Source organism: Pseudomonas azerbaijanorientalis (assembly GCF_019139795.1).
In the GTDB taxonomy this organism is placed as follows: Bacteria; Pseudomonadota; Gammaproteobacteria; order Pseudomonadales; family Pseudomonadaceae; genus Aquipseudomonas; species Aquipseudomonas laurylsulfatiphila.
This window is the reverse complement of sequence record NZ_CP077078.1, coordinates 4,258,596-4,271,996: the sequence shown is the minus strand read 5'-3', so window position 1 is coordinate 4,271,996 and position 13,401 is coordinate 4,258,596. Positions and strand designations below refer to the sequence as shown.

The following is a 13,401-nucleotide window of genomic DNA, read 5'->3' as shown; positions in this document are numbered from 1 at the left end:
GGGCGAACAGTATTCACCCATCAGGCGGTGTGAATTCGCTGGCTCACACGCTTGAGCACCTGCAAGTAAGTGGGCGGTTGCGGCACGATGCCACGCTGTCGCAAAAGAGCATGCAACTTCGGCAGGCGAAAATACGGCACCGATGCCATCAGATGGTGCTCGATGTGAAAGTTGACCCGGATAGGTGCCACGCAAACGCGGGCGATAACACCGGCTTGTGTGGTTCGCGTATTGCGAAGGACGTCCGTGCCTGATTCCAGGCAGGCATGTTCGGCCATGGAGCGAATGCGGATGAACAACGGAAACGGCGTGATATAGGCCAGCACCCACACACCGTACAACCACGCCTGTCCACTGATCCAGAATGCGGCAAGGAGCAGGCCGTTGGTGAGTAGCATGCCGCTGGCGTTTCTGAAAAAGGTCCGTGGGTAGTCCCACCAGCGACGACCTGCCTGCGGCAGGCGGTGGATATCGCTGGTGAGCGACCACTGCAGCACGCCGGCATCCATCAGCACGCGTCCCGCCAGGAACTTCAGACCGGTAATGCCTGAAAGATCGCGCAGGCACTTGCGCATCAAGGAGCGTCGCGTAGTAGGCAATCCGGCAACCAGGCAGAGATCGGGATCGTCGACGCAAGAGGTCCTGGCGTGATGAGTCAGGTGATAGGGACGATATTTGCGCAGCTCGTTCCAGATCGGCCGGGCGCACAACCAGTCCACCAGTACGTCATTGCACCATTTGGTCTTGAACAATGTCCCGTGCGCGGCGTCGTGCTGCAAAATGCCAAAGCACAACTGGCGTCCGGCAATAATCACGACACCCACGATCAGGGCGAGACAAAATCCCCACCAGGGCAGGAGTTCGCGGGCCCAGGCCAGGCTTGTAAAGGTCAAGGCCAACACACCCCAAGTAGACACTACGGCCCAGGCACCCCAGAGGTCTGAGCGTTCGCTGAAGGATTTGATTTCGTCGCGGCTGAGAATATCGCTGATTTTGGTTTTGTTATGCATGTCTATCCTCGACATCAAGGGCCAGGTACCGGCCCGGGTGATGAGTCAGTTGAGTCTTCAGGGCTGTTGCACAAAGGTGCGCCAGATTTGATGGCCGCGATCCACGAAGCGCTGGGTGCAGGCAAAGAATTCCGTGCGCAGCGCCACATCGACCATAGGTTCCGGTAGCAGGGGGTCGAAGACGATCTGGCGGATGGCTTCGCGGCCGAGGATGAAAGACTCGCGTGCGGCCATATCCGGCTTCAGTTGCCCCGCGCGCAGCATCCAGCTTTCCAATTGCTCGCAATTGCGGCGATAGCTGTCGTCGAGCAACTCACCCTTCCACAGGTTTTGTATTCGCTGCGACTGCGCCTCTTCGAAGCCCAGGGCCTGGAAAACCAGTGCGGCCGGTTCCAGGCCGAGATCGATCAAGCGTCGACGCAGCGACTCGATATCAGGCGAGATATTGTTCGGGCGCACGTACAGGTCTTTGTCCAGCTCCGCGAAACCCAGCATGTGCAGGGCACGTTCACGCTGGCGCAAGATGTTGCGATCACTGCGCCCCAAGGCGTTGCACGCCACCATCAGATAACTGCCGTCCCACGGCCGCAGATGCTGCTCCACGTTGCGCCACTCGAACAGCTGCGCCGAGATGTCCCTGGCCTGCGGCCCCAACTGATAACTTCCTCGGCCCGCACCTTCGAGCAATGCTTCGATAGTGAGGCGCGCCAAGGTGACCCGGACGTTGTTTTCACTGATGCCGAATAGCTCGCAGGCGACGATGGCTTCCCTGACCTGCAAGGGAACGCCGTTTTTAGCGACCAGCAGTTCGAGCACCAGGCTTTTTACGCAAGGTTTCATGGTCTTTTCAGCTCATTACAGGTTATGAATAAATCTATCGTGAAGTGTAATATTACACAACAGTAGGTTTATTTATTTTTACTGTAATGAATTGGTTTATGCTTTGGGCTGCCTGATCAACGGCGTTTTACCGCTCCAGACGTGGCCGCTACCCACCCTGTGGCAGCACCCGGGCATTATTTCCCGAGCCTTCGATGTAAACGTTCATGCCTTTGCTCAGGGCCGGATTGATCGGCTGGGTCACCGATACCAGCACGCCACTCTTCACCCGCACGATGACCTGCTGCGCCGCTACCGGCTGGTCATACTTTTTCTTCTCTGCGTAATTGCCGCCCACCGCACCGGCGAGTGCGCCGGCAACCATCGCAACGTCGCGACCGGTGCCACTGCCGATCAGGCTACCGATGCCGAGACCGCCGAGACCACCAAGGACGGCGCCGACGCCACTGTCGTGATTGGTCTGCATCTGCGTCAGCGATATCTGCTCGATCTTGCCCGAGCGAATCTCCATTTCACCGGCACCACCATCGTTCGATCCCACGGCGGAACAGGCACTGATCAAGACAGTCGCCAAGGTGACCGTCAGCCAGGACAGGATTGCTTTCATAGCTGTGCACCTCGTCATTGGTATTTGATGGCAATGCCTTTGAGCTTGCGGCCCTGGATCGTATCGATGTCGCGGTTCCACAGAGGACCGGTCACGTAAGCGGCGACGGGTTGGATCCGGTCATAAACCACCACCACCGCGTCTGCACCCAGTTTGGCGCCTTCTTCACGCAGTTTCTGTTCGACCTGGGTGATGGGAGGCGCGGGGTCGACGCTGGCATCGATCAGGATTTCGCCCAAACGCACACTGGGGCGCTTCGGTTCCGTGCGTAATATCTGGACTTCGCTGGGCAGGGTCGGAGCAGGGTGCTCGACCCCGACGTAGGCGGTCGTCTGGGCATCCACCGTTGCGCAAGCGCTTAACGCAAGCGCGCTGGCGATGAGCGTTGCGACGATTAAAGGTCTGTGCAAGTTTGTGAGTCGAAGCAATGTATGGGAAGCCATGTCAGCTATTCCTCTACGGGGAAGCGATTCAACTGCGGATGAATGCCCAGAGATCGACGTTCAACTTGTCGATCGCCGCCTTGAAGTCCTGGGCGGTGATTTTCTGGGTTTCGTTGGACAACTGCTTGCCGAACACCTTGCGCACGACCCTGGCCACGGTCTGGTTGTCTTTCGCGTCGATGAGCTCGGCCTCGATGTACAGCTCGGTGTCCTGATCGCGGTGACCGGTGGCCGCCTGTGTCGCTCCGACGACAGCGGCGATGGGCACCACTTCATACCATTTCATGCCTTCATTGGAGGCGCTCACGCCGGTAATCGCGGCGTGCAGGATCAAGGTTTTCGAACCTTTTGGCGCGGCACTCGTGTGGTGGACCATCCGGTACTTCTGCCCCAGCGTCGCCTTGACCCTGCTGCTCATGTAGTCCCGGATGTCATCGAGTGTCTGCTGGTTGACCCGCTCATTGGGCTTGGGCGCCGGATACAGCTCCAGTCGCTCGAACGCTACCGTGTCATAGGCATTGGGGTTCCACGACGGGCTCACCCAGCGCATCGCCGTGCCGCCGCTGGGCGTGGTGACCTCCTGCAGATTGTCGTAGTTGGACAGGTAGCCGGAGTATTGCGCCTGTTCAGTGACTTTGGAGGTGCAACCACCGAGCAGAAGCCCGGCCACGGCGGCACCGACAAGCAGGTTTCGGGACAGATTCATGATGCTGTGTGCTCCTCGGATGAAGTCGCTTTGGTGTGGCAAGACACTCAAAAGCGCCAGGTCATGTTTCCGGTCACGGCTTGAATCCAGGCATTGTCGAATTGACCGGAAATTCGATTGCCCGAAACGTTTCTGGTCTGGTCAACCGGCATGTCGCCAATCCAGATCATGGCCCAACTGAGGTTGACGTCGGTGTCCTTGTCCAGCGCATAGGTGGCTCCTGTCGCAAGGCGCCAGGACTCGGCCATCGGTACGGTCACGCTGCGGTTGTGGTCCGACACGGCGCTGCTGTCGTAAGCCACGCCGACATTCCACAGCCATTGCTCGGTGGCCTGGTATTGCGCGCCGAGCGACAGGTGCCAGGTGTCCTTGAAGTTGGCGTCGACAGTGGTTGATCGGGCGCCGACCGCCGTGGTGTCGACCTGCACTGCGATGTCGCCGAACTCTGACCAGTCCTGCCAGTTGACCGAGGCCAGCAAGGCCCATTGCCGGTCCAGTTGCTGAAACAGGCTCAGGGTGACGGTTTGCGGCACCTTCACATCGAGTTCGGTTTTGGTGTTGTTGACGCGCTCGAGCAGTCGGCCATCACCGTTCACGTCCAGCCGGTCCTCGAAGTCCAGATCGACCTGGCTGGTGTAGGTCAGGCCAATGCGCGTGCCGGCTTGCGGGGCGTAGATCACGCCGACATTCGCACCGAAGCCCCAATCCTGGTCCTTGTACTTGAATTGGCCGTCGGTGCGGTCGGTAAAGCCGAACGGCGAGCGGTCAATCGCGGTCTGGGCTTGCAGCATGCCGTACATGGCCTTGACGCCCAGACCCACCGACCATTGCTCGTTGAAGCGGTAAGCCACGCTCGGCACCAACGACAAACCACCGAGGCTGGCGTTCTGGGCGAAGTAGCGCCCGGACCAGTCGTTGTCGTAATTGACCGCCAGACCGAAGTCGGCGTATTGGCCGAAGCCGACGCTCCAGTGCTCGTCCAGTTCATGGCTGATGAAGAAGCTGCCGCCGGGAATCGGGTCGAGGGCGTTGCCACTGCCGCTGCCCGGCACGTTGGTGCCAGCGTCGCGGTCGAAGCTCAGGTCGCCGTACAGCACCTGCAAGCCGGCGGTGATTTGCGTGCCGGGCAGGTAGCTCAGGCCCGCGGGGTTGCTGGCAATGGTCGAAGGGCCCTGGGCGCGGGCAGCGGCACCGGCATTGGCCAGGCCAGCGTTATCGGTGCCGATTTCGTAAAGCATGATGCCGCCGGCCCAGGCTGGCTGGCTGCATAGGGCCAATAACGTAAAGGCAGACATTGCTCCTGATCTGGATTGCATGGATTAGATCCCGGCAAGTGTACATTTTCGAAATAAGGGTAATAGCAATCGTCGAGAAACTTTAACTGCATTGAACCAGCACGGCTCGATCACACATAAGTGGTAGTTCATATTCTCGATATTGGAAGGAACAACTTGTGAATAGCGCCACCCATGCTCGTTATTGTTAATTCAGGGTCGCGAAGTAGAGCGCCATAGCGCTTCACCCCGGGGCAGGATGAAGCGCAGCCCTTGTTGATTACTGATGGGTGCCTGGCAGTAGTTCAAAGGTCGGGGTAAACGGGGTGATTGCCGCCATCAACAGTTCGAACGGTTTACGATCGCCCTCGAAAGTGGCTTTGCCGGCTGCAACAAGTTGATCAAAGCTGCTTTTCCTGGCCATCACACCTTCAAGGTCAGCACGGTCAAGGGTGATGGTGAGGGCGGCATTGCTGGCGTGCTGTCCCTTGATATTGGTCAGTGTCGAATTGCTCAACTCCACCACGAACTGCTCGCCGTTATCGGGCGTCTTGAGATTGAAGATGAAGTGTTGATCCGCAACTTTGCTGCCATCGAGGGCAATGCCGAGGTATTCGAGCCATAACTCGGTGCTCATGCCGCGAATCATGTCGGGGCCACCGGTTTTTGGCGGCAGACCCTTGGGCATGCCATGGCGCAGTTCATAGGCTGCCGAAAGGAAACTGTTGCGCACGCCGGCACTTTCCTTCTGATAACCGACTTGCTCATAGACATCCGCGAGCAAGTCCTTGGCCTTGCTGTTCTGCGGTTCGGCATACACCAGCTTGTTGAGGATTTCATAGGCTTCGCGGTACTTGCCCTGATCGAACAAGGACTTGCCCTTGGCCATGATCTTGTCGGCGCCTCCCATCATTTCCACATACAAGGGTGCCGAATCCTTTGGAGACAATGGCATCAGCGTCGCCGGATTGGCATCCCAGTAACCCAGGTAGCGGTTGATCACGGCGCGACTGTTGTGTTCTTCCGAGCCGTGGTAGCTATGGGTGGCCCAGTTGTTTTTCAGGCTTTCGGGCAATTTGTAGACGTTTTGAATCTCGTTGATGGTGACGCCCTGGTTGGCGGCATGCAGCACAGCGTTGTTCAGGTTGGCATAGGCATCGCGTTGCGCGCGCATCACATCCTGAATCCGCTCATTGCCCCAGCGTGGCCAACTGTGGGAGGCGAACATGACGTCTGCCGTTTGACCGTAGCGATACAGGGCATTGTTGATGTTCTTCGACCAGACCAGCGGGTCGCGGACAAGGGCGCCGCGCAGGGTATAGATGTTATGGATGGTGCCAGTGATGTTCTCGGCTGCCCAGAACGCCTTGAACTGTGGGAACCAGGTGTTCATCTCTGCGGGCGCTTCAGTGCCGGGCGTGCTCTGGAACTCCATTTCGATACCGTCGATGGTCAGGGTCTCGAAATCTTTGGTAATGAAACGATTAGGTTCGATCAGGCCCATGTTGCCACTGGAAGCGTTTTTACCAATGGCCATGTCGACATGACCATAGGGGCTGTGCGGCAACAGCAAACCATATTGCAAGAACGCTCGCCGGTTCATGGCGTTGCCGGCGTAGACGTTTTCAGCCACGGCATGCTCCATGAAACCTTGCGGCGCAATCAGCGGGATCTTGCCGCTGCGGACATCGGCCTCGTCGACCACGCCACGGATACCGCCAAAGTGATCGGCATGGGAGTGGGAGATCACCACCGCCACGACCGGGCGCTTGCCCAGCTTTTCGTTGATGAAGTCCAGGGCCGCCCTGGCGGTCTCCTTCGACAGCAGCGTGTCGAAGACAATCCAGCCGGTGTCGCCCTTGATGAACGTGATATTGGCCAGGTCAAACCCGCGCACCTGGTAGATCTTGTCCGGAACGACTTCATAGAGGCCATAGGCCGTGTTGAGCACCGCCTGACGCTGCAGCGACGGATTGATGCTGTCGTAATCCTTGCCTTCATTCAGGAAGTTGTAGCTCCCCATGTTCCACGCGACGTTCCCGGCGTCGGCCATGATCTTCTTGTAGGGCGGTGCGGCGATGAAGCCTTTTTTCGCTTCTTCAAGGTCACGCTTGTCTGCAAAGGGGAGTGTCTTGCGCACAGTGTTCTGCATGTCGACCGTGTAGGACGAAGGTGCCTTGCCCTTGCTGTCGAAGTGCACGTTTTGCGATGGAGCCGGATCGGAAGCTGCGCCGTTTGCATCGGCAGCGAAAACGCAAGGGCTGATGCCACCGCCAAGTGTGATCGCCAGTGCCAGATGGAGGGTCTTGTTGTACATGAAAGGTTCCTGCGCCAGATGAAGTGTCCAAGGGCGTCAAGGCAACGCGAGTGTTCTGCGTTCTCGGCTTGACCTGTCGAACCATGAATAGCATATTGAGTTAATTCAGAAAAATTCAGTTTTAAAGGCTTTCGATAACATAAAGGTTATGAGATGACGCCGAACCGTCTACGTCAGTTTTTGGCATTGATCGAGCACGCACACTTTGGCCGAGCGGCAAAGGCGCTGGGTGTTTCCCAGCCGGCGCTGAGCAAAAGCATCCAGTTGCTGGAGCGCGAACTCGGGGTCACGTTGTTCGATCGACGCACCGACGGCGTTGTATTGACTGCATTCGGTCATTTGCTTCGGGAGAAAAGTCAGCGCCTGCTGGTGGCAGAACAGGATCTGCGACGTGACATTGCCTTGCTCGCGGGCGGGAATATCGGCGCACTGAAAGTCGCTTTCGGTCCTTACCCCAGTATCATCAGCGGCTACGCCAGCATCGCGCGGATGCATGCCCGGCATCCGCAAATCAAGGTGACGGCCCATGTGGCCGGGTGGCGGGAGGTGGCGCATCAGGTCACAACCGGCGTGGTGGATCTGGGCATCGCTGAGATCAGCACGTTGCAGGGCCGGGAAGAGCTCACCTGCGAGCTGTTGGGGGAGCATGAAGGCCGTCTGTTCTGTCGTCCCGACCATCCGCTGCTGGCGCAAAACCGTTCCCTCACCCTGGCACAAACACTCGATTATCCGTGGGTGGCTTCGCGCATTCCCTTGCGATTGGCGACCCACTTGCTTCCGGCGACGCTGGGCTGCGCCGGTGCTTATGATGCGCTGAGCGGAGACTTCGTACCGGCCATCGAAATTGATGTCCCCATGCAAATCGTGAAGTTCGTCGAGAACAGCAACGCCCTGGCGCTGGGAAATCTGTCGACGTTCGAGCGCGAATTGTCGGCGGGTGAAATCGTGCCGTTACCCGTTCAGGACCTCGCACTGCGTACCCGGTATGGCTTCATTTACCTCAAGGAACGTTCGCTGCCACCCGCGGTAGAGGTGTTCATGAAAGAAGTGAGGGCAGTGGAGGCTGACGTTTGCCAGCGCGAAAGTCTGTTGGTCAAGATCATGGAGGCGTGAAAGCCAGGGACAGATGACACTGTCAGCGTTTCTTCTGTTTTTTTGCCTGATCGCCGGGTGACAGGTGCGAAGTTTTCCAATGCGGATTTATTGAGGTACAGCCCATTTATTAATGAGCTATACCCAATGTTCCCCCATGCACTTCTTCCACTTTTGGAGGTTGTTATGAATACCCGCATCGTTCCACTCGCGCTACTCATTGCAGGTCTCTTCGGTTGCAGCACGGCTTCGAACCACTCTATGAATCTGCCTCTGGCGGCCACCCACCGCAATGCGGGCCAGACAGGCAACGCCACCCTGACAGCCGAAGGCAACCAGACCAATTTTGATTTCTATATCACTGGCGTTCCGACCGGAACTCTCCTGCCGCCGCGCATTTACACCTTCATCAACAAAGGCAGCTGTCAGCAACCCGGACCTGTCGCCTATGCAATGAACGATAAGGTCAATACAAAAAATGAAGCCGGGGCCAATGGTTGGAGCTTTTACCGTAATGCGCCTATCGCAACGTCAGAGTTGCTTTCCGGAAAATATTCCATCGTCGTGCGTACATCACCCGAAGATGGCAGCGTCGATATTTTCTGCGGCGATGTCGCGCAGGCAAAGCGATGAAATGATGTGATCCTTTGAGGGGCGGCTTTGCGGCCGGCTCCTTGTAAATGCGCGTCTATACTCACCATCCGGTTAGTGGTAGGGCTGAACACTGGGTATGCAAATGACTGGAGCCAAATGCCATTGCGGTCAAAGCTCAACATATTTAAGGAAGCCGCACCCGTGACGGATGACCGTCAGTATTAAGGATGGGGCAGTTGCAGTTTTTGAGCCTTGAGAGATGAGAGCACGACGTATCCGAGATGGGTAGTTATGTGAATCAACTGGAAGAGGGTCAAGTTCATGAAACTGAGAAAACTTGTACTGACGGGACTGGCGTTAAGCAGTCTTGCCGGTACCGCCAGCCTGTCGACAGTGACTCAAGCGGCCGACAAGAAACCCAACATCATGTTCATCATGGCCGATGACATCGGCTGGATGCAGCCGAGCATCTATCACCAGGGCCTGGCGGTGGGTGAAACACCGAATATCGATCGCATCGCCCAGGAAGGTGCGAAATTCATGACCTACTACGCCGAGCAGAGTTGTACGGCGGGGCGCAATGCTTTTTTTACCGGGATGCACCCGCTGCGAACCGGCATGATCCCACCGCAATTGCCCGGCAGCCCTTAATGGCTGCGCCCTGGTACCCCGACACTGTCCAAGTTCCTGCTGGATCTGGGCTATAACACGGGCGAATTTGGCAAGAACCACCTGGGTGACAATTTTGAGGCACTGCCGACTTCCCACGGCTTCCAGGAATTCTGGGGTTACCTCTATCACCTCGATGCAATGCAGGGCGTAAGTTTTGTCGATATCAACAAGACGCCGCAGGTGCAGGGCATCGCCCCACCGTGCAAGGCCACGTCGATCAACGGGCTGCCGGACGTGCCTGGCGCCATCGATCCGCGGGAAGGCACCTGCCTGACGCCACCTCGTCCGGTCATGTCCTGCGTCTCCAGCGACGGTACGCAAAAGAACACCACATGCAAGGACGAAGGGCCGCTGACGCTGGAACGTTCGAAGTCCGTGGATGAAGAAATCTCCGCCAAGGTCATCGACTTCCTCGACCGCAACGATCCGAAGAAGACCAGTAAACCCTTCTTCGTCTGGTACAACCCGGCACGCATGCACATCACCACAGTGCTGCCACCCAAGTATGACGCCATGGTCGGCGAGCCCGGCGGAAAAGACTGGGGCACCAACGAAGCAGGCATGAAACAACTGGACGACAACATCGGTTATGTCCTGAAGAAACTCGAGGACATGGGCCAACTGGACAACACCATTGTCGTCTTCACCACCGACAACGGTGCGGAAACCATTACCTTCCCGGACGGCGGTACAACCCCGTTCAAAGGCGGCAAGTTGACCACCTGGGAGGGTGGCATGCGCGCGCCACTGGTCATCCGCTGGCCCGGGGTGATCAAGCCTGGCACGGTCCTGACCGACATCTTTGCCTCGCTCGACTGGGTGCCGACGCTGGTCAATATCGCTGGCGGCAAGAAGGGCACTGAGCTGAACGAGCAGATCATGGCGGGCAATTACCCCGGCATCGTCAAGACCAAGCTCGATGGCGTGGATCAGACGGACTACCTGACCGGCAAGTCCGACAAGTCGGCGCGAGACACCTTCTTCTACTACACCGGCTCGCAACCTTCGGCGGTGCGCTACAAGAACTGGAAGATGTACTACACCATGGTGCCGGATACCGCGACGGGCGGGTTGTATGGCGCGACCACTTTCCACTGGACCCAACTGCTCAATCTCAAGCGCGACCCTTTTGAAACAACGGTCGGTGCCGACGCGAAGTCCATCACGGGCTATGGCGGTGCCTTGGGCTCACCGGGTAACGCCTATATCTACAACTGGAACATGCTGCCGATCGGACAGTTGCTCTGGGAGAAGGAGCTGATGTCGTACAAGGACTTCCCGCCCATGCAGGCGCCGGAAACCTACAACCTGGACGGCATCCTCAAAGCCATGAAGCAGAACGGTCATAACGGACACGATTGACGCCGTGACTGATCAGCCGTGCGGGCGCCCCAAACAGGCGCCCGTTTTTTTGCATGAGAGCTTTGCAGTCCTACTTCGCTACACCGTTGAGTAGCACCCCATACGACTGGAGAAACTCCACCGTCCCGTGAAAGATCAGCCCCACGCCCATCGCCGAAACGAAGAAGCCGACGATGCGGGTCGCGGCATCGATGCCTTGCGGGCCAATCTTCTTGAGGATGTTGTTGGCGTAGGCCAAAGAGAGGTAAGTGACCAGCATGGTGGCGCAGATCGCCAGCGCCACGACGGCAAAGGACAGTACCGCGCGGTCGGAGTCCTTGATGGTGCTGGTCAGGCCGATCACCGTGGCAATGGCCCCGGGACCGAACATGATCGGCATGGCCATGGGGATGAAAGATACGTCCTCGTCGCCTTTGCCCCCGCTTGGAATCAGGCTGCTGTCGGGGGAGGGCGCAAAAAGCTCGAACCCGATCCGCATCAGGATCACCCCGCCGACCACCCGAATCATACTCAGCGGAACTTCAAACAAACGCAGCAGCAGGTTGCCGAAGATCAAAAAGAAAAACATTAACAGCAGCGCGTAAAGGCAGGCCTTGCGCGCCACCCGACGCTGTTCGGCGGCATCTTTGCCTTGCAACAGACCCAGGAACACCGGGATGGCTTCCAGAGGATTGATGATTGCCAGCAGGGTAGTGAACATGCCGAAGAACAGGGTGAAGTAGGCGTTCATGGATGATCTGCCCAAATGGGTGGTTGACCAAGTTACCTTAGCTGATCAGGAACAAATCACCTCAAACCACTGCCGCACTGTTCGGAACCTGTGTACCCAAACCGCTGACCTCCGGCAGCAACGCCGAAGGTCGATTCGACAGCAGGATCACCCACTCGTGGACACCCAGTCCGCCGCGCGTTCGGCGATCATGATTGAAGCGGCGTTGGTGTTGCCGCCCACCAGCGTCGGCATGATCGAGGCATCCACCACCCGCAGCCCCTCGATGCCATGCACGCGCAATTGGCTGTCCACCACCGCATGTTCGTCGTTGCCCATCTTGCAGGTACCGACCGGGTGATAAATGGTGTCGGTACGCTGGCGCAACAGTTCGATCAGCTGTTCATCGCCATACAAGCCCTCGCTGAACATATCCTTCAAGCCATAACGCGCCATCGGCGCTTGTTGAATGATGTTCCGGGTCATGCGGTAGCCCGTGAGCAGGGTCTCGACATCTTCGTCATGCCCGAGAATGTTCGGGTCGATGCGCGGTGGGGCGCTCGGGTCGTTTGATTGCAGGCCGACGCTGCCGGTGCTCTTGGGCCGTAACACGCAGACGTGGCAACTGAAGCCGTGACCCCAGTGCAGCTTGCGGTTGTGGTCGTCGATCATCGCGATCACCGAATGCAGCTGGATATCCGGGCGTGCAAGTTTGGCATCGGTTTTCAGGAAGCCGCCACCTTCGGCGAAGTTGCTCACAAAAGGGCCGCGCCGATGACGGGCATAGTCGATCAAGGCCTTGCCCATCTTCACACTGCCGCGCAGTGAGACACCCATCAATGACGTATCCTGGCTCCTGTAGCTGAGCACGACATCCGGATGGTCCTGCAGGTTTTGCCCGACACCGGGCAGTTCGTGCTGCACCGTGATGCCTTGGGGCTTGAGTTCCTCTTGCGGGCCAATCCCCGAGAGCATCAGCAATTGTGGGCTGCCGAAACAACCGGCACTGAGCAGGACTTCCCGGCGTGCTTTTATGGTCTGGCGATTGCCCTTGAGGCGCAGCTCGACACCGACGGCTTTTTTGCCTTCGAGCACAATGCGTTCGGCAGCGGCCGACGTCAGCACCGTGAGGTTCTTGCGGATGTGTCGAACCGGTTTGAGGAACGCGGTGGCCGTGCTCCAGCGCCGACCGTCGCGGATCGTCACATCGAACTGGCCAACGCCTTCCTGGTCGACGCCATTGAAGTCGGGATTATGACGGTGCCCGGCCATCTGTCCGGCCTCGATGAAAGCTTGCGTGACGGGATGCATCGGGTTCCTGCCGACATAGAGTTCGCCTTGCGCCCCGTGGTAGTCGCATGCGCCGCGGTGGCTCATTTCACTCTTGCGAAAGTACGGCAGTACATCGGCGAACGACCAGCCGGGATTGCCCAACGCCTGCCAATCGTCGAAGTCACCATGGTGGCCTCGGATGTACACCATGCCGTTGATCGAACTGCTTCCGCCCAGCACCTTGCCGCGCGGCTGGTAGCCGCGACGTCCGTTCAAACCGGGCTGCGGTACTGTGTGAAATGCCCAATTGACGTGTCGGCTCGGCAGGATCGCCGCGACGCCCACCGGGGCATGGATCAATGGCGAGCGGTCTTCCGGACCGGCCTCCAGCAAACATACCGTGATATCGGGATTTGCACTCAAGCGGTTGGCCAGGACACAGCCGGCTGAACCGGCACCAATGATTACGTAGTCGAATTCCATCACACAATGATCCCGAGCGA

11 protein-coding genes and 1 pseudogene are annotated in these 13,401 nt (G+C 58.1%); 3 read left to right on the top strand and 9 right to left on the bottom strand.

Going from position 1 to position 13,401, the window contains the following annotated elements; translation table 11 throughout:
- Positions 1–20: 20 nt before the first annotated feature.
- The 7 genes from KSS91_RS18960 to KSS91_RS18930 form a co-directional block, all read right to left on the bottom strand.
- The gene (locus tag KSS91_RS18960; RefSeq protein ID WP_217835752.1) at positions 21–1,010 is read right to left on the bottom strand and encodes a fatty acid desaturase family protein; all 990 of its coding nucleotides are present in this window, start codon (positions 1,008–1,010) and stop codon (positions 21–23) included.
- Between the two features lie 57 nt (positions 1,011–1,067).
- Entirely contained in the window at positions 1,068–1,850 is a 783-nt protein-coding gene (locus tag KSS91_RS18955) for a PaaX family transcriptional regulator C-terminal domain-containing protein (protein WP_217835751.1), read from the bottom strand.
- Between the two features lie 148 nt (positions 1,851–1,998).
- Positions 1,999–2,457 (bottom strand): glycine zipper 2TM domain-containing protein, encoded by a 459-nt coding sequence (locus KSS91_RS18950; RefSeq protein ID WP_007976931.1) that lies wholly within the window; start codon positions 2,455–2,457, stop codon positions 1,999–2,001.
- Between the two features lie 14 nt (positions 2,458–2,471).
- Positions 2,472–2,900 carry a hypothetical protein gene (locus tag KSS91_RS18945; protein ID WP_126050412.1) on the bottom strand — a complete coding sequence of 143 codons (429 nt, stop codon included), beginning with the start codon at positions 2,898–2,900 and terminating at the stop codon, positions 2,472–2,474.
- A gap of 28 nt (positions 2,901–2,928) precedes the next feature.
- Positions 2,929–3,606: a DUF3313 domain-containing protein gene (locus KSS91_RS18940; protein ID WP_217835750.1), complete on the bottom strand. Its 678-nt coding sequence runs from the start codon at positions 3,604–3,606 to the stop codon at positions 2,929–2,931.
- A gap of 47 nt (positions 3,607–3,653) precedes the next feature.
- Positions 3,654–4,922: an OmpP1/FadL family transporter gene (locus tag KSS91_RS18935; protein ID WP_217835749.1), complete on the bottom strand. Its 1,269-nt coding sequence runs from the start codon at positions 4,920–4,922 to the stop codon at positions 3,654–3,656.
- Positions 4,923–5,160: 238 nt separating this feature from the next.
- Positions 5,161–7,197 carry an alkyl/aryl-sulfatase gene (locus KSS91_RS18930; RefSeq protein ID WP_217835748.1) on the bottom strand — a complete coding sequence of 679 codons (2,037 nt, stop codon included), beginning with the start codon at positions 7,195–7,197 and terminating at the stop codon, positions 5,161–5,163.
- Positions 7,198–7,350: 153 nt separating this feature from the next.
- On the opposite strand from KSS91_RS18930, the gene KSS91_RS18925 reads away from it, so the two are divergent.
- From KSS91_RS18925 to KSS91_RS28635, 3 genes and pseudogenes are all read left to right on the top strand, one after another.
- The gene (locus KSS91_RS18925; protein WP_217835747.1) at positions 7,351–8,310 is read left to right on the top strand and encodes a LysR family transcriptional regulator; all 960 of its coding nucleotides are present in this window, start codon (positions 7,351–7,353) and stop codon (positions 8,308–8,310) included.
- 165 nt (positions 8,311–8,475) lie between these two features.
- Complete coding sequence (locus KSS91_RS18920; protein WP_217835746.1) at positions 8,476–8,922, top strand: hypothetical protein; 447 nt, start codon at positions 8,476–8,478, stop codon at positions 8,920–8,922.
- A 282-nt stretch (positions 8,923–9,204) separates the two neighbouring features.
- A pseudogene (locus KSS91_RS28635) lies at positions 9,205–10,917 on the top strand (arylsulfatase).
- 70 nt (positions 10,918–10,987) lie between these two features.
- Here the strand turns inward: KSS91_RS28635 and KSS91_RS18910 are convergent.
- Together KSS91_RS18910 and KSS91_RS18905 are read right to left on the bottom strand one after the other, a co-directional pair.
- Positions 10,988–11,647: a MarC family protein gene (locus tag KSS91_RS18910; protein ID WP_015094324.1), complete on the bottom strand. Its 660-nt coding sequence runs from the start codon at positions 11,645–11,647 to the stop codon at positions 10,988–10,990.
- A 147-nt stretch (positions 11,648–11,794) separates the two neighbouring features.
- Complete coding sequence (locus KSS91_RS18905; RefSeq protein WP_217835745.1) at positions 11,795–13,381, bottom strand: GMC family oxidoreductase; 1,587 nt, start codon at positions 13,379–13,381, stop codon at positions 11,795–11,797.
- Between the last annotated feature and the right edge of the window lie 20 nt (positions 13,382–13,401).